Origin of the sequence: Priestia sp. JV24, assembly GCF_025910025.1 — a bacterium.
Classification (GTDB): Bacteria; Bacillota; Bacilli; order Bacillales; family Bacillaceae_H; genus Priestia; species Priestia megaterium.
The window spans coordinates 51515-77098 of record NZ_JAPCIN010000016.1 but is presented as its reverse complement, the minus strand read 5'-3'; the positions used below and the strand labels follow the sequence as shown (position 1 = coordinate 77098).

Annotated in this window: 22 protein-coding genes and 3 pseudogenes; 17 read left to right on the top strand and 8 right to left on the bottom strand. The window is 34.8% G+C overall.

Annotated elements, in window-relative coordinates:
• Nucleotides 1–24: 24 nt before the first annotated feature.
• Both OK414_RS12835 and OK414_RS12830 read right to left on the bottom strand, forming a co-directional pair.
• On the bottom strand, nucleotides 25–1488 hold the full coding sequence (locus OK414_RS12835; RefSeq protein ID WP_404932072.1) for an aldehyde dehydrogenase family protein: 1464 nt from the start codon (nucleotides 1486–1488) through the stop codon (nucleotides 25–27).
• 327 nt (nucleotides 1489–1815) lie between these two features.
• Nucleotides 1816–2691, bottom strand: coding sequence for a LysR family transcriptional regulator (locus OK414_RS12830; protein ID WP_263045786.1), 876 nt, complete (start codon nucleotides 2689–2691; stop codon nucleotides 1816–1818).
• Between the two features lie 140 nt (nucleotides 2692–2831).
• Between OK414_RS12830 and OK414_RS12825 the strand changes: the two genes are divergently transcribed.
• The 8 genes from OK414_RS12825 (at nucleotide 2832) to OK414_RS12790 (ending at nucleotide 11511) form a co-directional block, all read left to right on the top strand.
• Entirely contained in the window at nucleotides 2832–3419 is a 588-nt protein-coding gene (locus OK414_RS12825) for a non-oxidative hydroxyarylic acid decarboxylases subunit B (protein WP_263045785.1), read from the top strand.
• Between the two features lie 238 nt (nucleotides 3420–3657).
• The gene (locus OK414_RS12820; protein ID WP_263045784.1) at nucleotides 3658–4014 is read left to right on the top strand and encodes a hypothetical protein; all 357 of its coding nucleotides are present in this window, start codon (nucleotides 3658–3660) and stop codon (nucleotides 4012–4014) included.
• A 277-nt stretch (nucleotides 4015–4291) separates the two neighbouring features.
• Complete coding sequence (locus tag OK414_RS12815; protein WP_263045783.1) at nucleotides 4292–5719, top strand: non-oxidative hydroxyarylic acid decarboxylases subunit C; 1428 nt, start codon at nucleotides 4292–4294, stop codon at nucleotides 5717–5719.
• Nucleotides 5719–5943, top strand: a complete 225-nt coding sequence (locus OK414_RS12810; RefSeq protein WP_097825029.1) for a non-oxidative hydroxyarylic acid decarboxylases subunit D — start codon at nucleotides 5719–5721, stop codon at nucleotides 5941–5943. The genes OK414_RS12815 and OK414_RS12810 overlap by 1 nt, the downstream gene beginning before the upstream one ends.
• Nucleotides 5944–6121: 178 nt before the next feature.
• Nucleotides 6122–6589 (top strand): pyridoxamine 5'-phosphate oxidase family protein, encoded by a 468-nt coding sequence (locus OK414_RS12805; protein ID WP_263045782.1) that lies wholly within the window; start codon nucleotides 6122–6124, stop codon nucleotides 6587–6589.
• 651 nt (nucleotides 6590–7240) lie between these two features.
• Nucleotides 7241–9124 (top strand): beta-glucoside-specific PTS transporter subunit IIABC, encoded by a 1884-nt coding sequence (locus OK414_RS12800; protein WP_263045781.1) that lies wholly within the window; start codon nucleotides 7241–7243, stop codon nucleotides 9122–9124.
• A 38-nt stretch (nucleotides 9125–9162) separates the two neighbouring features.
• Nucleotides 9163–10020, top strand: coding sequence for a BglG family transcription antiterminator LicT (gene licT / locus OK414_RS12795; protein ID WP_263045780.1), 858 nt, complete (start codon nucleotides 9163–9165; stop codon nucleotides 10018–10020).
• A gap of 3 nt (nucleotides 10021–10023) precedes the next feature.
• Entirely contained in the window at nucleotides 10024–11511 is a 1488-nt protein-coding gene (locus tag OK414_RS12790) for a glycoside hydrolase family 1 protein (RefSeq protein WP_263045779.1), read from the top strand.
• Between the two features lie 767 nt (nucleotides 11512–12278).
• Here the strand turns inward: OK414_RS12790 and OK414_RS12785 are convergent.
• The gene (locus tag OK414_RS12785) at nucleotides 12279–12641 is read right to left on the bottom strand and encodes a winged helix-turn-helix transcriptional regulator (RefSeq protein WP_034655752.1); all 363 of its coding nucleotides are present in this window, start codon (nucleotides 12639–12641) and stop codon (nucleotides 12279–12281) included.
• Nucleotides 12642–13238: 597 nt separating this feature from the next.
• Here OK414_RS12785 and OK414_RS12780 point away from each other — a divergent pair.
• Nucleotides 13239–13328 (top strand): annotated as a pseudogene (locus OK414_RS12780) (IS3 family transposase); the annotation flags it as partial.
• Nucleotides 13329–13454: 126 nt separating this feature from the next.
• Here the strand turns inward: OK414_RS12780 and OK414_RS12775 are convergent.
• The 3 genes from OK414_RS12775 to hxlA all read right to left on the bottom strand — a co-directional run bounded on the left by OK414_RS12775 (nucleotide 13455) and on the right by hxlA (nucleotide 15521).
• Nucleotides 13455–14171, bottom strand: a complete 717-nt coding sequence (locus OK414_RS12775; protein WP_263045778.1) for a 3-ketoacyl-ACP reductase — start codon at nucleotides 14169–14171, stop codon at nucleotides 13455–13457.
• Between the two features lie 137 nt (nucleotides 14172–14308).
• Nucleotides 14309–14866 (bottom strand): 6-phospho-3-hexuloisomerase, encoded by a 558-nt coding sequence (hxlB, locus tag OK414_RS12770; RefSeq protein WP_034655759.1) that lies wholly within the window; start codon nucleotides 14864–14866, stop codon nucleotides 14309–14311.
• Between the two features lie 7 nt (nucleotides 14867–14873).
• A complete protein-coding gene (gene hxlA, locus OK414_RS12765) occupies nucleotides 14874–15521 on the bottom strand; it encodes a 3-hexulose-6-phosphate synthase (protein ID WP_016766128.1) in 648 nt (215 codons plus the stop codon).
• Between the two features lie 222 nt (nucleotides 15522–15743).
• On the opposite strand from hxlA, the pseudogene OK414_RS12760 reads away from it, so the two are divergent.
• The 8 genes and pseudogenes from OK414_RS12760 to OK414_RS12725 all read left to right on the top strand — a co-directional run bounded on the left by OK414_RS12760 (nucleotide 15744) and on the right by OK414_RS12725 (nucleotide 22343).
• A pseudogene (locus OK414_RS12760) lies at nucleotides 15744–16108 on the top strand (winged helix-turn-helix transcriptional regulator).
• Between the two features lie 211 nt (nucleotides 16109–16319).
• On the top strand, nucleotides 16320–17171 hold the full coding sequence (locus OK414_RS12755; protein ID WP_263045897.1) for a YitT family protein: 852 nt from the start codon (nucleotides 16320–16322) through the stop codon (nucleotides 17169–17171).
• Nucleotides 17172–17749: 578 nt separating this feature from the next.
• Nucleotides 17750–17932 (top strand): annotated as a pseudogene (locus OK414_RS12750) (6-phosphogluconate dehydrogenase (decarboxylating)); the annotation flags it as partial.
• Between the two features lie 78 nt (nucleotides 17933–18010).
• Nucleotides 18011–18514 carry a hypothetical protein gene (locus OK414_RS12745; RefSeq protein ID WP_263045777.1) on the top strand — a complete coding sequence of 168 codons (504 nt, stop codon included), beginning with the start codon at nucleotides 18011–18013 and terminating at the stop codon, nucleotides 18512–18514.
• A gap of 108 nt (nucleotides 18515–18622) precedes the next feature.
• Nucleotides 18623–19789 carry an iron-containing alcohol dehydrogenase gene (locus OK414_RS12740; RefSeq protein WP_263045776.1) on the top strand — a complete coding sequence of 389 codons (1167 nt, stop codon included), beginning with the start codon at nucleotides 18623–18625 and terminating at the stop codon, nucleotides 19787–19789.
• A gap of 74 nt (nucleotides 19790–19863) precedes the next feature.
• Nucleotides 19864–20376 carry a type 1 glutamine amidotransferase domain-containing protein gene (locus tag OK414_RS12735; RefSeq protein WP_263045775.1) on the top strand — a complete coding sequence of 171 codons (513 nt, stop codon included), beginning with the start codon at nucleotides 19864–19866 and terminating at the stop codon, nucleotides 20374–20376.
• 99 nt (nucleotides 20377–20475) lie between these two features.
• Nucleotides 20476–21195, top strand: a complete 720-nt coding sequence (locus OK414_RS12730) for an SDR family oxidoreductase (RefSeq protein WP_234943522.1) — start codon at nucleotides 20476–20478, stop codon at nucleotides 21193–21195.
• A 257-nt stretch (nucleotides 21196–21452) separates the two neighbouring features.
• Nucleotides 21453–22343: an aldo/keto reductase gene (locus tag OK414_RS12725; protein ID WP_263045774.1), complete on the top strand. Its 891-nt coding sequence runs from the start codon at nucleotides 21453–21455 to the stop codon at nucleotides 22341–22343.
• A gap of 484 nt (nucleotides 22344–22827) precedes the next feature.
• Here OK414_RS12725 and OK414_RS12720 read toward each other — a convergent pair whose 3' ends face one another.
• Together OK414_RS12720 and OK414_RS12715 are read right to left on the bottom strand one after the other, a co-directional pair.
• Nucleotides 22828–23721, bottom strand: coding sequence for a LysR family transcriptional regulator (locus tag OK414_RS12720; protein ID WP_016766056.1), 894 nt, complete (start codon nucleotides 23719–23721; stop codon nucleotides 22828–22830).
• Between the two features lie 304 nt (nucleotides 23722–24025).
• Nucleotides 24026–25231, bottom strand: coding sequence for an MFS transporter (locus OK414_RS12715; protein WP_263045773.1), 1206 nt, complete (start codon nucleotides 25229–25231; stop codon nucleotides 24026–24028).
• Nucleotides 25232–25584 lie beyond the last annotated feature (353 nt).

Below are 25584 nucleotides of genomic sequence, written 5' to 3'. Positions count from 1 at the left end.
AGATTCTTGATTCATTTATTATATTTAAAACGGATAATTTCTTGGATTGTTCTGTATAGATATCCATTTGGTATTTGTAAACTCTTCAAGCGCCCAACGTCCTCCATATCGTCCTAAACCAGAAGATTTTATCCCTCCAAAAGGTACCATGCTCTCATCATTTACACTTTGATCATTTACATGAGCCATGCCACTTTCAATTTGTCTTGCCATTTTACGACCTTTCTCAATGTCTTTTGTGAAAATTCCAGCGCTTAGACCATAAGCTGTATCATTTGCAAATTTAATCACTTCTTCCTCATTATCAAAAGGAATAATAGTAGCGATTGGACCAAATATCTCACTTTGAGCAATTTTCATATCATTTGTTACATCAGCAAAGACAAATGGAGTAACTACATTTCCCTCTATAGTTCCTTCTAGAACTGGAGTAGCTCCTTCTTGTTTAGCTATTTGAACCAAATCCTCTACCTTTTGAACTTGCTTTTCATTAATGAGTGGACCAATAATAACAGAAGGATCTTCAGGATTTCCAAAAGGTAATTTAGACACTCTTTCTACAAATCTCGCAACAAATTCTTTATAAAGGCTACGATGAACTAACATCCGATTAATAATCATGCAAACTTGTCCTTGGTGAAGGAACTTTCCAAATACAGCTGCATTCACTGCTTCTTCAATATTAGCGTCTTCCAAGACGATAAAAGGATTATTACCACCCAATTCTAAAGCGACTTTCTTTAAATGTTGACCGGCAATCGATCCAATGTGTTTACCTACTCCAGTAGATCCCGTAAAAGAGATAATTTTTGGAATGGGATGTTCAATAAAAGAATCTCCAATTTCCTTAATATCTGTAACAATTAAATTGAATACACCGGCTGGTAATCCTGCTTCTTCAAACATTTTGGCAATAATTACGCCACCAGAAATAGCTGTTTGTAAATCGGGTTTATGTACAACTGTATTTCCCATCGCTATGGCAGGTACAATAGAGCGCATTGATAAATGAAGTGGGAAATTAAATGAACTAATTACTCCTACTACACCAACAGGGTCTCTATAGACCAAATTTTCTTTATGTTTGGTATGGGAAGGTAACTCTATAGTTTCCTCCATTTTGCTTGGATAATTGAATGACTCTTTCAATATATTTAAAGCAGCTTCAAATTCAATAGTTGCTTTAATAAAAGAGCTACCTGCTTCTTTAATCAAGATATTAATAATTTCTTCTTTATTTCTTTCTAAATAAGTAGCTGCTTTCTTTAAAATAGTCACTTTCTCAGTTGAGGAAACTTTTAACCATGATTTTTGAGCTTCTTTCGCAATTTCGTACGCTTCATTTACATCTATTTCATTTGCTAATGTTACTTCAGCTAGTAGCTCATTATTAAAGGGATTATGAATGGTACCTTTCTTTTTAGACGAACCAACTTCCCAACTACCTCCAATAAATTGATTAACTGGTTTAATAAATATGTTGTTCATGTGATATACCCCATTTTCTTTTAGAATAAAAAAAGCATGTCATTACTATTTTATTTCTCATTTTTTATACAAGCTAATACTTGTTTTATATAAGTTTAATACTTAATAGGTATAATATTAAAACAACATATAACCCAGCGAATCTTGGAATGCATTGTGAAATGTAGGGTTTTATTTCTCGTGGTTACTCTTATAAGAGGGTTTTATGATAGGTGTAGTTTATAAAAGACAAAGTATACATATACTTTGCCTTTTATACTCAGGTTTTATAGTTTAAAAATATTTTTAGGATGTGAATGATATGTTTGATAAAAAGCAGATTGGAAACTAACGGTTAAAAAATTGTAAAAATTCTCTTGTAGAAGCTGATAAGTAGCTATTCGCCCTCCAAACTAAGGCAGGTTCTGATATCCATGGATTATCTTGAATTGAAAGGATTTTAAACTCTTTGGTTAATTTTTGGTTTCCCATAGATAATGGTAATATCGTTGCTCCGAATCCCATTTCTACCAGATTTAACAACATAGCAGAATCATGACACTCGCATAGGATATTTGGAGTTAAATTCAACTCCTGGAACGCGTTAATAATTTGATCAAATAACCCAGCTCCTTCTGTAGGACGTAATAGTAACAGAGGAATCTCAGAAATCTTATGGATGCTTATAATTTCTTCATCTATTGTGTAATCATTAGGTACAACTAATACACATGGGTCAACATCCAACTTTTTCATCTCGATATCTTTTTGAGAAAGGGGTCCTCCTGTAATAGCAATATCAATCTGACGATTCTTCAATAAGTTCATCAAATGAGTAGAGTCGCCTTCCCAAATGTTAAATTTGATATGTGAGTATTTCTGCCGAAATTCCTTCAAATTAGAAAGTAAAATAGGGGCACAATAAATCGTGGATCCCACTGAGAGTGTTCCACTTATTTCCTCACTGAATTCTTTAACTTCTAGTATTGCTTCTTCCATTTCATGTAATAATTTTTTTGCTTTTTTCAGAAACAATTCTCCTTGAGCAGTTAGGGTTACTTTTTTCTTTTTATTTCTATCAAATAAGACAACACCTAATTCATCTTCCATCATTTTTAATTGTCGACTAAGTGGTGGTTGTGCCATATGTAAATGTTCTGCTGCTTTAGAAATAGTTCCTTGTTCTGCAATAGCTATAAAATAGCGTAACTGCCTAATGTCCATGGTTACCCTCCAGAAATAATTATACCTTTAAGGTATTATATATAAACAATATAGATATTATCAATATAATACACTGAAGAGTATAATCATTTCTAGAGGTAACATTAGACTAACGATAATAGAAAAAAGGAGAAATACAAATGAAAATAATCATAGGAATGTCGGGAGCAACGGGGGCTATTTTTGGTATTCGCCTTTTAGAACTTCTTAAAGAGACGGAAATAGAAACTCATTTAGTGATGTCCTCATGGGCAGCTGCAACAATTCAAGTAGAAACCCCTTATACAGCGAAGGAAGTAGAAGAATTAGCCGACTACACATATTCTTATAAAGATTTAGGAGCCAAAATTTCTAGTGGATCTTTCCAAGTGGATGGCATGATTGTCGCTCCTTGTAGTATGAAAACATTAGCTTCTATTCGTATGGGATTAGCAGATAACCTTGTGACACGTGCAGCTGATGTAATTTTAAAAGAACGGAAAAAACTGTTATTGTTGACACGCGAGACACCTCTTAATGATATTCACCTTGAAAATATGTTGGCGTTATCACGTATGGGAACAATCATTTTCCCTCCGATGCCTGCTTTTTATAATCATCCTGAAAGCATTGATGATTTAATTAACCACATTATATACAGAGCATTAGATCAGTTCGACATTCATCTACCAGAAGCAAAAAGATGGGATGGCATAAAAAAAGGGAAAAATAAAAAAATCTTAAATTAATATATGGAAAAGGTTAGTCGTTGAACAAAGAGACTAGCCTTTTTTATCTGTATATAAATATGTCCATTAAATAATTAACTAAAGAGAAGGATAATGTAGAAAGGTGAGAAATACAGAAAGAACGGGAGGAATTCTAAGAAGGAATCTGCTTAATTTTGAAGATAATTTATATGGTCATATACTAGAATGGAAGCTTTTCTAAAAATAAGAGACAAACAAATTTTGGAGGATAAAAGATATGCTAAAGTCAGATTCTCAAAAATGGGATGGAGCTAAGTATGTTATTACGATAAATTCTAATAAAATTCATTTACCGGATTCTGAATTCTTTAAATGGTGTCAATCCCTTTATGGCATTAACAAAGGAATTTATAACACTATTGACTTATGGTTTTATAAATCTAATACACTAGATATATTATCTAGAAGGCGTTGTATTGTTGAATTTTTGACCTTTGTTGCTAGCTGTAAAATGAATCGAAATCAGCATCATTCTCTTCGATTTGGACATGGAGGACTTGTCAAAAAGCTTCAAGAGTTTTTTGAGAAACAAGAGTATGAGGAGAATTTAAGGAAAAGAAACCATAATGATTAAAAAAGGCAGCTTTTATAAGTTGCCTTTTTTATTAAATTCCTAATAAGAGCAGTATAAAAAAGTTTCTAACAATTTTATACTGTTTTCTTTCTTCAATCACCTTTATAAAACAAGAAAGTGTATTTCTCATTAAACTGTAGCATCTAATATTATACCTTTAAGGTATATAATAAATACATAATAGATATTTCCAATATTAAAAATAGGAGAGTATACTCGTAGTTGTAAGGCAAACAAGCAAATTAAATTAGATAATGCAACGTAGGAGGAATACTTAATGGCTTACAGAGATTTAAGAGAATTTTTAGATTTACTTGAATCAGAGAATCAATTAGTCCGTATTAAAGAAGAGGTTATGCCTGAACCAGATTTAAGTGCGATTGGAAGATCTGCTCCAGATATGGAGAGTGCACCCGCGGTTCTTGTAGAGAAAGTAAAAGGGTACAAAACACCCGTTGTGATGAATGTTCACGGTTCATGGCAGAATCATGCTTTAATGCTTAATATGCCAAAGGACACGCCAGTTAAAGACCAATTCTTTGAATTAGAAAAAATCTGGGATCGATATCCAATCAAACCAGTTTGGGTTGATAAGAAAGAGGCGCCGGTTAAAGAAGTTGTCATCGAAGATGATATTAATTTATTTGATGTTTTACCATTGTTCCGTATTAATGAATTTGATGCTGGTTTTTACCTTTCAAAAGCTTTAATTGTAAGTAAAGATCCAAATAAGCCAGAGAGTTATGAAGAACAAAATGCTGGTACGTATCGTATTCAAGTTAAAGGTAAAGATAAAGTAGGTATTCAACCACTTCCATTCCACGACATTGCCGTTCATTTGAAACATGCTGAAGAAAAGAATGAACCACTACCAATTGCTATTTGCTTAGGTAACGATCCTGTATTAAGTTTTATGGCTAGTACGCCAATTGAATATGCTCAATCTGAATATGATTTTGCTGGAGCTCTAAAAGGTGAGCCGATTGAATTAACAAAAAGTGAAAATGGTAATTTAGATATCCCATCACGCAGTGAAATTGTATTAGAAGGTTATATCATGCCTCGTGAAAGAGAAATTGAAGGACCGTTCGGTGAGTTCCCAGGTAGTTATTCAGGTGCTCGCTTACAACCAATTGTTAAAATCACTAAAATTACTCATCGCCAAAACCCTATCTTTGAAAATTTATACTTAGGAATGCCATGGACTGAAATTGACTACTTAATGGCATTAAATACAAGCCTACCATTATATAAACAATTAAAACGTGATTTCCCAGAAGTTGAAGCTGTAAATGCAATGTATACACATGGTATTGGAACCATCGTTTCGACGAAATCTCGTTTTGGTGGATATGGAAAGGCAGTTGCTATGAGATTATTATCTACTCCTCATGGAATGCCTTATACAAAGATTGTAATCATCGTAGACGAATTTGTTGATCCATTTAACTTAGAACAAGTTATGTGGGCTTTAACAACACGAGTTCGTCCAGATAAAGATGTTTTCAAGGTTCCATATGCACCTGGTATGCCACTCGATCCGTCTTCTGAGCCTGCTGGTATGCATACAAAATTAATTATTGATGCTACAACTCCAGTTGCACCTGACTTTGCTCGAGATACCGAATTACTAGCTGTTCCAGAAAAAGCAGGGGAATGGTCAAAAATTCTTCGCGATTTAGTTAAAGAAGGAGGAAATAAATAATGAAATGTCCTAGATGTGAATCTGAAAAAGTAAGTCTATTAACAAAAGCTCCAGTGGATGACGCTTGGGAAGTATATATTTGTGAGACTTGTACTTTGTCATGGAGAAATACAGAAGGTTCTAATGTAACTGACCCAGAAAAATATGATAAACGTTTTAAGCTAAATCCTGCTGAATTCAAAGAATTGGATCAAATTCCTCCAATTCCTGAGTTGAAAAAATAATTATTGAAAAAGATCCCTATTGACGAATTAAATAGGGGTCTTTTTGAATCTATAAAAGAGTCTAAAATGCTTATCAATTAAAATTTCAATAAATAAAGTTAAACATGAAGAATAATGAAAGTTTTAAAGTATTCGTATATAAATAGAACAATTAGTTACTAAAGAAAAAGGTGAAAAAATGAAGAGCGTAGAAATGTCAAATGTAGTGTATGAATTGTTAAATGGACAAGATCTTATGCACAAACAGCATGAAGCAATGATGTTATTAACAGTGGGAGAAGATGGCTGGCCACATACTGCAATGATTAGTGTGGGAGAAATCGTTGCTATAAATCGCAAGGAACTAAGAATTGGTTTATGGCCGAATACTTCGACTACCAACAATATCATTCGCACTAGTAAAGCAACATTGGTGCTCATTTATAAAGGAAAAGCTCATTATATTCGATTTTCTTTAAAAAGATTAAAAGAGATGCCTACTGCCTGTTATCCAAGAGAACGATTTTCTGCAAGGGTTGTTTCATCACGTGAAGACGTAGCAAAGTACGCAGATATTACTTCTGGCATTAAAATTGAGCTAAAAAATGATAAAGAAGTGGTTGAACGATGGCATAAGACTCTTGAAGATATACTTAGAGAGAGCTGATCATTAAACAAAAAAGACTTGTTTTACGATGAAAAGCAAATCAAAAGAAAGATACTCACATTTAAAATGAACTAAAAGTAAATTAATCCTAAAAATTTTTATTCAAATTATCTCTTTTAGTGCTAGTGAAAAACTATTGAATCTATTTTCTATGCATTTTCTAATGGTTTCTAAAAGGTATACCTTTTAGAAACTCGAAAATCACACATAAGAAATAACTATTAAAGGAGTATTCATACTGTATGATTTTGAAGTGTAAGCATTTGTAGAAAACTCTCATATTTGTCAGCACTAAAAGTAAACAGTTAAACTAATCATTTTTATGGGTAATTTTAAATCTTATTTAAAATAAAGTAATAGTAGAGTATTAATTTATACTTTTAAAGTTAACACCTTACTTACATAAATTGAATTTAGATTAACACTTTCAAAAAAAAGATTGATTTTTCTAAAGTAATAATTTATTATAATCTTATTAACTAGTTAAAGCGTTTTCATTAAATCGATTAATAAAATAATTAAATCTATCTATCAAGGCGTGTTACTGTTCGGCAGGCAAGACCTAGATTAGGTGGAATTCATTAGTACGTGAATTTCACTTAATCCAGGTCTTTTTTTGTTGTCTATTACTGGAAGAAGGTGGAGGTAGAAATGAATTATAAAACTTTAGCTCAGTCGATACTCAAACATGTTGGCGGAAAGGACAACGTTCAAGATGCTATTCATTGTATGACAAGATTAAGATTAACCCTAAAAAATCCTTCTTTAGCAAATTCTGAAGAAATTAGCGATCTTGAAGGGGTTATCAAAGTAGCAAGTACATCAGGACAGTATCAAATTATAATTGGAAGTAATGTTGGATATGTCTACAAGGAATTTGCTAAGCTTATTGACATTGTACCAAAATCAGATTCAAATATTGAAACAATGAAAGATAACAGTTTAAAAGGGTATTTCAATCGGTTCGCAAACTTAATTACTGGTATATTTGCTCCAATTATTCCTGCTATTGCGGGGGCAGGGATGTTGAAGGCTCTCTTAGTTCTACTACCAATGCTCAACCTTATGAAAGAAGATAGTCAAACATATCTGTTGTTAAAAATCATTTCGGACGCTGCTTTTTTCTTTTTGCCAATGTTATTGGCTTATACGAGTTCTCAAAAATTTGGTACAAATCCAATGGTTTCAATTACCTTAGCAGGAGTGCTATTGCACCCAAATCTAACGACACTATTTAATAGTGGAGAATCTGTATTATTCGCTGGAATACCAGTAAAAGCTGTTTCATACGGAGCTTCCGTTATTCCTATCATTCTTGTCGTTTGGCTTATGTCTTATGTAGAAAAACTCGCTGAGAAGGTATCGCCGGGACCAGTAAAAATATTTTTAGCACCATTAATCACCATAATTATTGTTGCTCCAATTTCATTAATAGTATTAGGACCTCTTGGGATGTACCTTGGGGCAGGATTAGCAGCAGGAGTGTTATGGATCCACCAAACAGCAGGTTGGGCAGCTGTCGCTCTTCTAGCAGTATTCTTACCATTTATTATTATGTTTGGGATGCAAAAGGTCTTCTATCCAGTTGTCATTGCTTCCTTGGCCTCACCAGGATACGATTCCCTTATTGGTGTAGCTATGCTTGTATCAAATATGGCACAAGGTGCAGGATCATTGGCAGTATCATTTAAAACAAAAGACCCTAAATTAAAACAAATTGCACTATCTGGTGGAATTTCAGCACTATTTGGTATAACTGAGCCTGCTTTATATGGAGTTCATTTAAAGCTTAAGAAAACTTTATTCGCTTGTATGATTGGGGCAGGAATATCAGGTATTATCGTGGGGATTGTAAAATTAAAAGCTTTTGTTATGGTTTCACCAGGAATTGCAACAATGCCTATTTTCATCGAAAAAGGAACATCAAACTTTACGTATGCTGTTATTGGGGCAATAATTTCTATAGTGATTACGTTTGCAATGGTGTACCTAATTGGTTTTGATGATGTAAATGTAAAAGAGGATAAACAAAAAGATAAGAATTTAGACGAGGGAAAAACACAAAGTACAGTGAATAGAAAAGTGATTTACTCACCAATCAAAGGAGACGTAATCCCTTTAAAACATGTACAAGACAAGGTGTTTTCAGAAGAGGTAATGGGAAAGGGAATGGCTATCAAACCTATTGAAGGTAAAGTAGTAGCTCCATTTGATGGAACGGTTGAAATGGTTTTCCATACAAAACATGCAATTGGTCTAAAATCTGTCCTTGGTGTAGAAGTTCTCATTCATATTGGAATTGATACGGTGAACTTAAATGGTCAATATTTTACTTCTCACGTACAAGGTGGGGACCATATAAAAAAAGGCCAACTATTGATTGATTTTGATTTAAAAAACATTCAAAAAGCTGGTTATGATACAACAACTCCGGTTGTGATTACAAATTCAGCTGACTATCTGGAAATTCTTTCACAGGAAGAAAAGGTAGAGCTTGTTTCTGGTAAACAGCAGCCACTATTAACTATTTTATGAAGATAGATTTTTAATGTAATCAGGAAGGTGAGACTGTAATGAAAATTGTTAAAGTGCTGAATACCAGTGTGGTTCTGGCAAAAAGAGATGATGAAAAAGAAGTCATTGTTATGGGGAAAGGTATTGGCTTTAAAAATAGGCCTGGACATATTATTAATGAGGCAGAAGCAGAAAAAATATACGTGCCGGAAAATAAAAGTACATCGAATGATTTAGTAGAGATAATGAAAGAAACCCCAAAAGAATACTTGATCTTAACGGATGAAATTATCTCATACGCAAAAGTTCGGTTATCTAAGCACTTAAATGAGCATCTTTATATTTCTTTAACAGATCACCTTTTTATGGCTACAAAGCGCTTTAAAGAGAATTTGACTATACAAAATCGGCTCCTTTGGGAAGTGAAAAAATTTTATCCAGAAGAATTTAGTATTGGTTTGCATGCGCTAGAGTTAATAGAAAGGCAAATCGGACTTCAATTACCTGAAGAAGAAGCAGCGAATATTGCTTTCCATCTAGTAAATGCACAGCAAAATGAAGATAATTCAAACCACATATTACTAATGACAAATACGGTTAAGGACATTCTAAACATTATTAAATTTCACTATAAGGTTGATATTCCTACGGATACTATCAATTTTTCTAGGTTTCTTACACACCTGCAATTTTTTGTAGAACGTTTACTTGATAATAAGATGTTAAGCACAGGTGATAATGATCTACTTGATCAAATTAACCGAAAGTACCCACAGGAAGTCAAGTGTGTTGAAAAAATTCAAAAATATATTCGTACCAATTTTGAATACACGATTTCTAACGACGAAAAAATGTATTTAATTATTCACATTAATAGAGTTGTATCGAGAACTAACGAAAAACCAATAGGGGGATAAAGCATGTCTAACAATATTAGAAAGTTTCCAGAAGGTTTCTTATGGGGAGGAGCAATAGCAGCAAACCAAGCAGAAGGAGCATGGAATGTTGATGGAAAGGGTTTATCAACTGCTGATGTTGCTGTTTTCAAAAAAGGAGTCAGTAAATCAGATTACAAAAAGCATAATAAAGTAGATGAAGAACAAATACAAAACGCGATGAGTTCAAAGAGCACTGAGGAATACCCAAAGCGCAGAGGAATTGACTTTTATAATCGTTATCGTGAAGACATGGCACTTTTTAAAGAAATGGGATTAAAAACATTACGTGTATCCATTGCTTGGACTCGTATTTTTCCTAATGGTGATGAAGAACAACCCAAGGAGGCGGGCTTAGAATTTTACGACCGTTTATTCGATGAAATGCATAAAAATGGTATAGAGCCATTAGTTACCTTATCTCATTATGAAATGCCACTATACTTAGTTAATAAATATGGGGGCTGGTCAAATCGAATAGTAGCTGATTACTTTGTGGAATTTAGTAAAGTTGTTTTTACTAGATATAAAAAAAAGGTGAAATATTGGCTTACTTTTAATGAGATTGATAGTATTGTCCGTCATCCATTTACAAGTGGTGGAATTGTATCCGAACGTTTTGAGAATGTAGAACAGACGGTATATCAAGCGTTACATCATCAATTTATTGCTAGTGCTTTAGCCGTGAAATATTGTCACGAAATCATTCCAGGCTCACAAGTAGGTTGTATGTTGACCAAGCTAATGACGTATCCATATTCTTGTAATCCTAAAGACGTCCTTAAAGCTTCTAAAAACAATCAGTACAATCATTTCTTTACAGATGTTCAAGTACGTGGTGAATATCCACGATTTATCAGTCGCTTATTCAAAGAGAAGAAAGTTAAGATTGATAAGCAAGAGGGAGACGATGAATTACTAAAGGTGCACACTGTGGATTTTATCTCTTTTAGTTATTACAACTCCCTTGTAGCTACTGAAAACAGTGAAGGAATGGAAACAGTTAGTGGAAATACAATAGGAGGTGTAAAAAACCCTTATCTAGAAGTCAGTGAATGGGGTTGGCAAATTGACCCAATTGGGTTGCGTATTGCTTTAAATGATTTATATGATCGATATCAGATACCACTATTTATTGTTGAAAATGGGCTCGGAGCTTATGATAAGATTGACGAAAATGGTGATATTCAAGATGATTACCGTATAAATTATCATGAGCAACACTTAGAACAAATGCTAGAAGCCATTGAAGATGGAGTGGAGTTAATGGGTTACACAAGCTGGGGAATCATTGATTTAATTAGCTATTCATCATCTGAGATGGAAAAAAGATATGGTTTTATTTACGTAGACCAAGATAACGATGGAAATGGAACACTAAATAGAATCCCAAAGAAAAGTTTTTATTGGTACAAAGATGTGATTAAGAAAAATGGAATAATATATAAAGAAAAAGAACATTTAGTTCGCTAAGTAAAGAGGAAGTGGAGAATCTCCACTTCCTCTTTATGTTTTTCTCATTTATCTTTGCAAAACATTTTAGCAAAAGTAGTGAAAAAGGCGCTATTTGTCGTCATTTAGAGTAAATGTATAAACTATTATTTTTATAATGCAGTTTGTACATTTATAGTTTTAAATAAAATATGTTTATATTGTATTTTTAATTAGATTTATCGTATAACAAACATACTAACACCGAATGATTATATATACTTTCTATTTAGTGAAAATGAATACACCAATTTCTTGAACTAGTTCTAATCAACTAAATACAAGGATTATCATTACCCCGTTTTCACAAGTGCATTTTGTTTATTTAGCAAATTTTACTTTTACTTAAATGGGTAAATGTTAAACCTCTTTCACAACCCCAACGATGTTTCCCTTTGAGATTTTCCATTAGAATCTCTCCTTTTGTACCATCCATCAACTTGCTAACGAGGATTCGCATTGCTTTGCTAAAACATTATAATACGTATATTTCATCTTTAAAAGTACACACTTTATTTGCATATAGTTATATCGAAGTAAGCTAGTGTGGGAATTAATACTATGACTATACAAGTAAAAAGGCCTTGGACAGCGAGTATGTAACCGTCACTGTTCAAGGCTTTTTAATACTATTTCTATAAGGAATTATAGTTTCTACTCTTTAAATAGATGGGGAAAAACCACGATTAATAATGGCTAACCGTGGTAAGTTATTATTGTCTTAAATCATGAAAAGAAACTTTTTTCTACTAAGTGGCTGATTTGTCTTCAGTTTCCTCTTCCAATACATTCACAATATAACCTTTACCCCATTCATACATAGCATCTAAAATCGGTATAAGACTTTTTCCATGCTCAGTCAATGAATATTCAACTTTAGGTGGAACTACAGGATAAACTTTTCGATGTACTATTAAATGATCTTCAAGTTCGCGTAATTGATTAACAAGCATTCGTTGGGTAATACCTGGCATAAGGGATTTTAATTCACCAAATCGTTTAGTTCCTTCTTTACCTAGATGCCATAAAATTAACATTTTCCATTTACCACCAATTATTGAAAGTGTCAATTCTTTTTCACAGTTAAATGTTTTCTCTCCTAAATTTGGCATTTACTTCACCTCCCCCTTATTTTACCCAATAGTATACTTTTTATCACTATATGTAGTGAAAGTATGTACTCTTAATTAATTAACATACTCAGTATACTAAGAAACGTGCTAGTGAGTAAATAGCTTTTCGAAAGGAAACATTTACACCGGTATAATGACAGCCTATTAGCACAATATAAAATCATATTAAAAGGAGAAAATATTCTAGTATCTTCTCAGCTTCCCACTAATTTAAATGAATATCACTTTGAGATTCTGGATAAATAAGGTTTTCTTTCTTGTCTACTGTAAAATCACTCAGTGTAAATATACCTTGTGATTCATAAGCTTCCTTAACTATTCGGCTATTTCCCTGTTCTTCTTTCTCTAACAAAACATAATTTGTTATACTTAATCGTTTTCGAGAGAATTCATCTATAGGCGTCTTTTTAGGAGCTTTGTAAACTTTTTCATTACGTGGGAAGCGCTTATAGAACAAGTAGTATTATTGGTATATATTTAGATGGTTTGGAATTTATTATAAATTACCATCATCTAAATATATAAGTTTTAGAAAATGGATATAATTCTATTCTCTTTTCCTTAATTGAGTTTTTAGATGAACTAAAACGTAAAATAGACAATTACATTACTTACTATAACCATAACAGATATCAATGGAACCTAAAAAAGATGGCCCCTGTATAATACAGAGATCATCTTCTTCAGGCTACCTAATATTTTTTGGAAAATATCCTTTACAAAGGCTACACTGTACAACTAGGTTCCTGCTTCTTACCCAATATAGACAAGAAGAGTCGATCGCTTCTCAAATTAAGGATTAGTTGACCATAATCCTGAAGTCTTTACTAGGACTCTTGGATGAAGCTTTAACCCGGCTACAAGCAGCTCTGCTAAATCTTCTGATTGCATAACATTTTCAGGATTTCCACTGATAAGATTGGCTTCAATTGCCAAATCAGTTGCAACTGTACTTGGTGTTAAAGCCGTTACACGGATATTATGCTTTCTTACCTCTAGCATGAGTGATTCTGTTAGTCCTAAAACAGCAAATTTAGAAGCGCTGTAAGCACTTGTAACAGGTGCTCCTTTTTGACCCGCAGTTGAGGAGATATTCACAATATCTCCTGATTTTCTTTCAATCATATCAGGTAAAACGGCTCTTGTTACATTATATACACCCATCAAGTTTACTCGGATGATTTTTTCCCATTCTTCAGGAGTTAAATCAAGAAAACCGCCAAATTTAGCTATACCTGCATTGTTGATTAAAATATCAATAAAACCTAGGTCTGATTTGATGTGTTCAACAGCATGATGGACTGCTTCAAGATCGGCTACATCTGCTGTTGCTGCTGAAACGTTCACATCATATTGCTCCAGTTCTGCAGTTACCTTTTCAAGATTTGACATCGTTAATCCAATCAATCCTAGATGAACTCCTTCTTTTGCTAAAGCAATCGCAGTAGCACGACCGATTCCTCTGCCTGCCCCAGTAATTAAAGCAGTTTTTCCTTTTAGTGAAATCATGATATCATTCCTTATTAAAAAATTTTAGAATAATTGTTAATAATAACAAAATGATGTTTTAAAGACTAACCAAAAGACCGCAAAGTTTCTTTAGAATGTCTGCGGTCTTTTGGTTATTACATTCTTAGGACTATGTTTTATTCAAGATTGGCATGTTTTCCATACATCTTATTAGTATCTAATCCCTTTTTCTCCATGAATCTCAAGATGACGGCATCATAAAAAAGTAAAAGGGTCTGCTCAAATAGTGAGCCCATTGGTTGGATGGTTTTATAATCACCCTTTGATTGGTCTTTCGGTGATCCAGGCAATTTAATGGTGACATCTGCTAACTGTCCAATAGTGGAATCAGGGAATATCGTGACAGTTGCAATTTTACCACCAATGCTTTTTGCTTTTTCAGCCATGGAGACTAAGCTTTTTGTTTCACCGGATCCGGATCCGATGATTAAGATATCCTCTTTTTCAAAGTTGGGAGTTACCGTTTCACCGATTACATAAGAATCAATTCCCATATGCATCATCCGCATGGCGAAGGATTTGGCCATGAAGCCTGATCTGCCTGCACCGGCGACAAAAACCTTTTTCGATTCAAGTATCCCATTGACGAGTTTTTCAGCTTCTTCATCTGCGATTAAGTCAGCTGAATGATTAAGCTCTTTTAAGATTTCTGCTAAATATTGAGTCGTCTGCATCTTAGGATTAACCTGCTGTAACCGTTTGTTCTTTGATCATTTGTTGCATTTTGGCAGCAGCAGCTTTTTTATCAGCTTGTCCAGTAATCCCACCGCCTACAATGACAAGGTCTGGATTTACTTTAATGACTTCTGGAAGTGTTTCTAACTTAATGCCGCCTGCGATGGCCGTTTTAGCGTTTTTAACCACACTTTTGATGGTTTGTAGATCTTCAAAAGAATTTTTTCCGACTGCTTGAAGATCGTAGCCCGTGTGAACACAAATATAATCCACGCCCATAGCATCCACTTCTTTAGCACGTCCAGTAAGGTCTTTTACCGCAATCATATCGACAAGGACTTTTTTACCTTGTTTTTTCGCTTCTTCTACAGCACCTTTAATCGACATATCTTCAGCCGTTCCAAGAATAGTGATGATATCAGCACCTGCTTCGGAAGCTTTCATCACTTCATATCCAGCAGCATCCATAATTTTCAGGTCTGCTAATACTTTTAAGTTAGGGAATGCTTCTTTTACTGCCTTTACAGCATGGAGACCTTCGTTGATCACAACCGGTGTTCCGATTTCTACGATATCAATATGCTCCTCTACTTCTTTTACCAATTCGATTGCTTCTGGAATGTTGACTAAATCTAATGCTAATTGTAATTCCATCTATGTTTCACTCCTCATAATTTTTTAAGTTTGTTGCACAGTAGTAATAATGCCCATTGCTCACTTTCATTTCTCCTGGCAACTGTAACCAATGCTCTTGTTAACGATGGTACCATGTTAGTATAATGCGTATATTGAAAGTGTGAAAGTACGCACTTTATTTTTACATAGTGTTAAAAAGTATACTATGGGTTATTCTATATAGAAGTGGAGGTGAAACAAATGTCACGTATGAAGGACAAAATGTTTAATTGTGAAAAGAATTAACGCTTTATGTTATTGGCAGTAAATGGAAAATGCTGATTTTGTGGCATTTAGGAAAAGAGGGAACGAAGCGATTTGGTGAGCTGAAGGCTCTTATGCCGGGCATTACTCAACGAATGCTTGTTAACCAATTACGCGAGCTAGAAGAAGACCTCATTGTTGAACGAAAAGTCTATCCTATTGTTCCACCAAAAGTAGAATATTCATTGACCGAACAAGGAAAAAGCTTAATGCCAATACTCGATTCCATGTATAAATGGGGTAAAAACTATATGGAGAATGTAATGGATACTCCTGCCAATAAAAGTGCGTCTATTAAATAGCAATCGTTCTAAAAAGAGGGGATTAAAACCACAAGTAGACTTTTAATAAGTCAAGACCTGTGGTCTTTTTATTTGCAATGATCCAGTGCATAAGGGAAATAAAGGAGTACAATCTGGAAAAAGGTAAATAATATTCCTGTGTTGTAAAGGATTATAGCTGAACTGTTTTATAGTAAGGAATCAAGAATAATACATATTTTGAGGTGAGATGATGAAAAAATTTGTTGAGTATGTTTTTTTAACTTTTGGAGCGTCAATCGTTGCTATGGGATTAGAAACGATGTTAGCACCAAACGGGCTAGTAGATGGTGGTGTAACAGCCTTATCGATTATGGCCAATGCTTTATGGGGAATCCCAATTTATTTTGTATTTTTGGGCTTAAATATTCCTATCTTAATTTTTACAGCTAAAGAAGTGGGTAAAACCTTTGTCATTAGAACTCTATATGCAAATATCATTACTACCGTTGGTTTAGTACTATTTAAATCGATTCCTCCTATTACTCAATCTGAAGTATTAATTGTTCTATACGGTGGGGTAATCCTGGGAGTTGGGATAGGAATCGTTGTAAAATTTGGCGGTGCAATAGATGGCACTGAAATGCTGGCGATTTGGTTTAACCAACACTATCAATTTCCGATTGCCTCATTTTTATTAGTCGTAAATGCTTTTATATTTACGATTGCGGCGGTTGTCTATACATTAGAACAGGCCATGCTTTCTCTGGCAGTTTTTTATATAGTGACGAAAATGATTAATTATGTTTTAGATGGATTAAATCATGGAAAATCTGTCATGATCATTTCAGAAAAACCTGATGAAGTTGGAGATAGTATTATCAATCATTTAAATATCAGCATCACATTTTTATATGGAGAAGGCGGTTTTTTAGGAAAAAAAAAGAGGGTTATTTATTGTATTACAAACAGGTTTCTTTTTTCTAAATTAAAAAGTGTCGTTTTAGCAACAGATCCATCAGCTATTATGGAGGCGTCCTATGTTTGTGAAACATCTGGTATAGATAGGTCGCTTATACTACCGAAAGCAAATCCTTCTAAATAATAAAGCTTAATATTTGCTTATATTAGTTAGCCTCATGTTGATACTTGTGTATATCCCCATTATAAACCAATTCACAAAGGTTTGATAAATGCCTGTGCAAACGAAAGGGCAAAGAGTCAGCAGTGAGCAAAAACATTACAACGAGTCGTGACCCCAAGGATATTCCTTTATTTATCATGAGTCGATAAAACTATTTTTAAAATAATGACTCTAAGGAAATTTTGAAAGATCCTCGTAAATAACGAAGATCTTTTTATTTTAAATCCTCTAACTGAAAATCTAACAACACCATATAGTATATAAAAGTATACTAAGTGAATTTTTAAACATTATATAACAAAAAAGTGCGTACTTTTAATTATTTGTTGTAGATATTATACTAACATCAATGCCGCAACCAATCTTTTTTAAGCGGCAATTGTTAAGATGAAAAGGCACATATACATTAGGCCTTTTATTTAATAGGGGGATTGAAGAATTCTCCTTTGTATTTTGAAAATAAAATCGGATTTAAGATAAATCTAATCTTTATAAACTGTAACGATATAAAATACAGTTTTTAGGTGGAAGTTATACAGCATTATTCAGGAGAAGGAAAGTGGACAGTGGAAACGGCCTTGGATCTGCAGGCAGCCACTCCCGTGATCGCTATGTCTCTTTTGATGCGCTACCGTTCTTTAGATCATGACACCTTTACAGGGAAAGTGGTTGCTGCCCTTCGGAACGAGTTCGGTGGACATGCAGTTGAAAAAAGCGATTAAGTTAATATGAGATGGATTTTAGTAAACAAGATGATTAAATATTAAAAGAATCCGCAAGGTGAAAAAGGGAGTGAAACCATGAACGTAATGGATGCAAAAATCATTAGTACCCAATATGGTTTGGAGACCTATTTAGACATTGTAAAAAGTGTTGATGTAAGAGGTCTACATTATCCTACAGAGACAGAACCCTTTTTTCAAATCACAGTAGGGATAGAGTATTTTCTATTAAAAGAAGAAAGATATTATGACAGTAGAAAGAATTATTTTCGTATCCGTATGGATTCCGATTTTGGTTCCTTAACGCTCGTAGAAACAAAAATGGAAAGTTTATTTGCAGTGAAAAATGCAGGTGAGAAAGACGCAACAAAGGAACTGATTGGAGAATGGCTTATAAAGACTCAGGCTTTCAAACAAGTTATAAATGAACTGATTGTTCAAAAAAAAATGGAAGACGTTCAAACAGAGGGGGATATTCAAGTAGTATTAGGAACCATAAGGTTCTTGGAGAAATTACTCGAAATCGAAGCAGAAGATATAGTAAGGGCCATTGTTAAGAGAGAACCTGAGTATTTTCACTAGTAACATTTAAGATGATGGGAAACACTTATGACGTACTCTATTTTCAAAAAATGAATAAAGGAACCTTAAAGTTGCTAATTTCACCACAGAAAAGGAGAATTTACACATATGAATCGATTTACTATTCCGAGAGATGTTTATTTTGGTGAAGGATCCCTAGAAGTTTTAAAAAACCTTGAAGGGAAAAAAGCGACGATTGTTATTGGCGGTCAATCGATTAAAAAATCCGGTTATCTCGATAAAATCCAAACTTATTTACGAAAGGCAGGCATTGAGACCCAACTAATCGAAGGTGTTGAAAACGATCCATCTATTACAACCGCTCAAAACGGCGGCAAGAAGATGGAAGAATTCCAGCCGGATTGGATCATTGCTGCCGGCGGCGGATCTCCGCTTGATGCGGCTAAGCTGATGTGGATTTTTTATGAAAATCCCGAACTGCCGTTTGACCAAATCAAAGCTCCAAATGTACTGCCAACATTACGTAAAAAAGCTCGCTTTATTGCCATTTCAACTACTAGCGGAACAGGCAGTGATGTATCTCCATTCTCCGTTATTACGGACTATGATAAGGGCGTGAAGTATCCGGTTTTTGGATATGAAATCACGCCTGACATTGCAATCGTTGATCCTGAACTGACGTATTCCATGCCTGCTTCGATTGTAGCCTATACGGGGATGGATGCCTTGACACATGGGATTGAGGCATATGTATCCACCCTGCACAACTCTTTTACTGATCCGCTGGCTATGCAGTCGATTAGGCAAGTGGTAGAAAATATTGAAAAATCCGCAGTAGGTGACAAACAGGCAAGGGCAGAAATGCATTATGCCCAGGCCATAGCCGGCATGGCCTTTTCCAACGGATTTTTAGGAATTGTCCACAGCTTAGCCCATAAGAGCGGAGCCATTTTTGAAATTCCGCACGGTACAGCAAATGCACTCTACTTGCCATATGTGATTGATTATAACAGAAAGGCGGAAAGCTCAAGATATGCGGATATTGCGAGGATGCTTGGTTTAACCGGAAATACGGATGACGAATTGATTGACTCGTTAACAGACCTTATCCGTCGTTTAAACAAATCTTTAAACCTGCCATTAACACTAAAAGAATTTGGTGTGGGAGAAGCAGAGTTTGAAAAGCACCTGAACCAGATGGCAGCAGGAGCTGTTGAGGATCCTTGTACTCCATCCAATCCACGAGAAGTATCGGTGGAGGATATGAAAAAAATCTATATTGCGGCTTACAACGGAGATAAAATCAACTTCTAATGAAGATAAGCAGAGCATGGTACGTAAATGAATATTTTTACTTCTGTTCTATGATTTTAAGGAGGTTAATGAACATGAGCAAAAAAATCGCTACACTTATAACAAACCTATTTGAAGATGTGGAGTACACTGAACCAGCACAAGCCTTTAAAGAAGCTGGTCATGAAATTATAACGATTGACAAACAATCAGGTAACGAAGTCACTGGTAAAAAAGGCACAATCGTAAAAATTGATAAATCTATTGATGAAGTTCATCCTGCAGACTTTGATGCGTTGCTTATACCTGGTGGATTCTCTCCCGATTTATTGCGTGAAGACGATCGTTTTGGGGAATTTGCAAAAGCATTTATCCAAGACGAAAAACCCGTTTTTGCTATTTGTCATGGACCACAAGTGTTAATCGATACAGACCTTTTAAAAGGTGTCGACATCACTGGCTATAAATCCATTCGCAACGATTTGAAAAATGCTGGTGCAAATTATAAAGACGAAGAAGTTGTCATTAACAAAAATATTGTAACAAGTCGAGAACCAAAAGATATTCCAGCATTCAATCGTGAATCACTAAAACTTTTAGCTAAATAACAATGGTGATGTAAAAACTTAACTGTTTTTAACTTGCGGATTCTTTAATCAGAATCCGCAAGTTGATCAAACAAACATATGAATAAAGGAGGTATTTCGTTGTCATCATTAAAAGGAAAAAGAGTGGTTGTTTTAGGAGGTACATCTGGTATTGGTTTAGCCGCTGCTAAGGCGTTTCTCGATGAATCCGCTCAAGTCATTATTGCTAGCCGTTCTGCTTCAAAATTATCTGACGCAAAAGTGAAGATTGGTGGTAACGTAGAGGGCTATGAAATCGACTTTCGTAGCGAAGAAAAGGTTGCTGACTTTTTCAAGAAGGTTGGAAAATTTGATCACCTAGTGGTGACTGCAGGTGAAGGCGCAATGGGTCACTTTAGCGAACTGCCTGTTGCAACAGTAAGGGAGGCTTTTGATAGTAAGTTCTGGGGGCAGTATATTTCGGTTCGTGCTGCTCTTCCATACTTGAATAATGAAAGTTCTATTACATTAACTTCAGGTGTATATGGTGTGCGTCCTCCTCAAGGTGCAACGACTCTAGCTTCCATTAATTCAGCAATCGATGGATTAGTACGAGGACTTTCAGTAGACCTGGCACCTATCAGAGTAAACGTGGTATCACCTGGTATTGTTGACACTCCTCTTTATGGCGGAATGTCAGAAGATCAAAGACAAGTTATGTACCATGGGATTGCTAAGCAATTACCTGTCGGACGTGTTGCTCAACCTAAAGATATAGCTGAAACCTATGTTTACCTAGCGAAAAATGGGTTTACAACTGGCACATCCGTTCTTATCGATGGAGGAGCTCATCTGATCTAATCCATTAATATCAAAGTCAATTGATAAATTGGTTTAGAATAGAAGTGGTGAGGATGGCCTATGAGTGTCTGACACTCATAGGCCATCCTCACTTTCTTTGTTTTTTTGCACAGACGGAAGCAGAAAGGGCCATATCATGCAATAAAGAATGGAGTTGTTGGTTACGGGAATTCTAAATATATGCGTACTTTATACGTAGAGACGTTAACAGTCTACTTCTATGATAACCAGATACATAAAAGAAAGGGTCGAGCCTAATGGATGAGAAGAAAAGAGAGGAAATTAAAAATGCATTAGCCAAACACGTGGTAACCCTACCTGACGGCACTTCTTTACCTAGTGTAGGACAAGGAACATGGTACATGGGGGAAAATCCCCAAGTGAGAGACAAAGAAATAAAAGCCTTGCAGCTCGGCGTAGAATTGGGCATGACACTTATTGACACTGCTGAAATGTACGGAAATGGCGATTCTGAACGCTTAGTTGGCGAAGCCATTAAAGGACTCAGAGATGAAGTCTTTTTAGTCTCAAAAGTGTATCCCCATCATGCAGGTTTAGATATGATTTCAAAAGCATGTGAAAACAGCTTAAAACGACTCGGAACAGACCACTTGGACTTATATCTTCTTCACTGGAGAGGACGTGTTTCTTTAGAGGAAACAATTGAAGGAATGGAAAAACTACGTGAAGAAGGGAAAGTTTTAAGATGGGGCGTCTCTAATTTTGATACGGTTGATATGGAAGAGCTATGGAACACTACGAACGGGAAAAATTGTGTGACGAACCAAGTGCTATACCATTTAGGTTCAAGAGGAATCGACTTCGATCTCTTACCATGGCAGCGTGAACATAACATGCCAATCATGGCCTACAGTCCCCTTGCTCAAGGAGGCTCTTTAAGAAGACAGCTTTTAAACGATCCAACTATTCATGATATTGCCGACAAATACAATGTCCAACCATTACAAATCGCTCTTGCTTGGACCATCCGTTCGAATAACGTCATCGCTATTCCAAAAGCGGTTCAAGATGAACATGTTCTAGCAAATGCTGAAGCTGCAACAATTGAGTTTACTGAAGAAGATCTCATTAGAATTGATCAAGTATTTCCTAAACCTACTAGGAAAATGCCCTTGGATGTTATTTGAAAATCCACTTTAAAAAAGGACTCTTGTTGGAGTTGCTGACAATCTAATAGGAATTTCAAAAAAACTGTGTAGAATTTATTCCATACAGTTTTTTTATCGGGGAAATTTACTATCCTTATCGAATTATTCTCGCATCAAAACTCTATTTAGTTAGTTTTTGTTTAATGTTAATCGTTAAAAAGAGAAAAGGGACATACAAATATATGTCAGCTACACTGTAAGAAAGCGACTTCTTGTCGCACCATAATGTCTCTTAAAGGAATCAAGCAAAAAAATGAACCCATGCAAGAGAAGGGTTCGGAGTAGGATGACTTTTATCGGATATGCAGCTTCTTATACATCTTTGGCATACTAACGCTTTATTAGGAGACGAACGAGAAAAAAATGTATAAAAAGCGCATGTTTTATACATTTGCTCGTCCCTATAAAAATAGCCCAATTCGGTTCCATAAAAGCGATGATAGTAACTTCATAAAAGAAATAGTTAATTTTTATGTTGATATGAACTTCTTGCAATATCAAGGAATACTTGAATGACAGGCGATATCCACTTTCCTTTATGCCAAATCATCTGAGAAACAAAATTAATTTCTGTTAAATCTAAAGATAAAGAAACTAACTTACCTTGTTCAAGCTCGGAAGCAACAGAGATTTCAGGAAGAAAAGCAATTCCCATTCCCAGCATGGCACACTGTTTGATGGCTTCCACACTATCAAATTCAAGGGTTGTAAAGTCATTAGCTCCCTCACGAACAAGTAGTCGATCAAATGTTGTATGATATGTGCATCCTTTTTCATTTAATAAGAAAAACTCTCCTTGAATGTCATCAAAATCAACTTTGCTCTGACTTGCAAGGGGATGATTAGGAGCAACTAGGAGACGAAAGCTCTCTTCACGAAGAAGCTCAATATTTAATCCATTTGAATTTACAGGCTCCTCTAGTATAAATACAATGTCCGTTTTCCCTTCATAAATAGATTGTTTTAGGTCGTTAGAAGGTGTTGGACGGAAAATCACACGTACGTTAGGATATTGTTTCCTGAATTCATACAAAATGGCTGGAAGCAAATAAACACATAAAATTTCATTTGCACTAATGGTAATGGTGCCAGTCATGTTTTCACTATCATTCACATTATTTTTTGCTTCCTCAACATCATTTAAAATCCTTTCTACATATTTATAGAAACGTTCGCCAGCATCTGTTAATACAATTTGTTTGTTTAAACGATCAAACAGTTTTACCCCCAACTCTTCCTCCAAGGATTGAATTTGCATGGAAACATTTGAGGGAACATAGTTTAAAGCCTCTGCAGCTCGACTAAAATTCAGTGTTAGAGCAACCATTCGAAAAGTCACTAGTTGACGTAACTCCATCTGTTTTACTCCTTTCGAAAATACCCAATCATTCGTTCATTTTTTTGCATGTACTTCATCATCTCATGATTACATTTTATTAACAATTTCAGATAAAAATATGAATAAGGTTGAGCCTATTCTATATCAATTTTGTGATTAAAAAAATAAAGCAAGAAGGCTATAGATTCATACTTCGTCTATAACCACCTTGCCAATTTTTTCATATAATTCCCTTTTAAAGCATTTTATTTCTTGTAAGAAATTCTATTTATAAGAACCTTTGATGACATTTCAATAACTAATTTTTATCTTTCAAACTTTATTATTCATCTTCTTTCTTTTCCAACCCTATCGTTACGAAAGTAAGAAGAACACCTAATAAAACTATAATAGAGGCAACCCAAGGCGTGTGATTTAACCCCATGATATCCGTAGTAAGTCCACCTACATATGAGCCTAATGCAATTCCTCCATTAAATGAAGCAATATTAAGAGATGAAGCAACATCTACAGCGCTTGGCACATAACGTTGAGCTAGGGTTAATACGTATGATTGTAATACAGGAACACTCATAAATGCTAACAGTCCCATAGCTACAACTGTAATAAGACCGACTACTTTAAACGGCGCAGTAAATGTGAAAATCAATAAAATAATAGCTTGTACAATGAACATATAAAGTAAAGCTTTAAGTGGTTTTCGATCTCCAAAACGTCCCCCGATAGCATTTCCAATTGCAATAGCTATACCGTATATAAATAAAATAATACTTACGTTCTTAGCAGCAATACCCATGATTTCCTGAAGAATTGGCGAAAGATACGTAAAGGTTACAAATGTACCACCGTATCCTAGAACAGTAACTGCTAAAACCAACAAGATTCTTCCGTTTCTTACTAACTTTAATTGATCTTTATAAGATGGAGGTGTTTCTGTTTTTAATTGTTGACTTGGAATTGCAATAGCGTTAAGAATAAGAGCAATTACACCAATAAATGCAATTCCGTAAAAAGGAAATCTCCAACCGAAAATATCACTGATATAGGTCCCTATAGGAGCACCAATGGCAGTAGCCAACGTGAATCCTCCAAATACAAATGCAATGGCACTTGCTTGACGGTTTTTAGGAACAAGACTTGCAGCAACCGTTGAACCTATAGCAAAAAACACACCATGTGCGAATGCTGATAGTATACGTCCTGTTAGTACAATACTGAAAGTAGGAGCGATAGCCGTTATAATATGCCCTATAATAAACAGAAAGATAACGGATAATAACACTTTTTTTCGTGAAATTTTAGCCGTCAGAGAAGTTAAAATAGGACCTCCTACAGCAACTCCTAGCGCATACATGGAAACAATTAATCCAGCTGTCGATGTTGATATAGTAAATTCCTTGGCGACAGCAGGAAGGACACCTACGCTTATGAATTCTGTGACTCCTACACCAAAAAATGTTGCGGCCAAAGCAAATAGTGCAGATGTGTTTCCCTTTGACTTCGGTAGTGAACGTTCATGTCCACTCATGTAAATACCTCCTAAGATGTGTTTGATTGATTTCTTATATAGAATAACATTGCATTACCATCAATAACAGTGAAGGTAATTGATGATAACATTCATTATTTTTGATGGTAAATGTTAAGTCGTTTTTGGACAGATAAAAAGAAATAAAAAAGTTTTTAAACTCTTGAAATTTGTATTGAATGATTCGTTATATGTAAAACTAAAGTTAATTTCTTCAAAGCGTATTTCTCTGCATATTAGATATATAAATTTGGTGTTTTTCTCCATAAAAATAGTGGATCTTTTATTTAACGAACAAATTATGACTCTAAGATGGTTACTTAATCGAGCTTGTTACTTCTTTTATTCCAGGT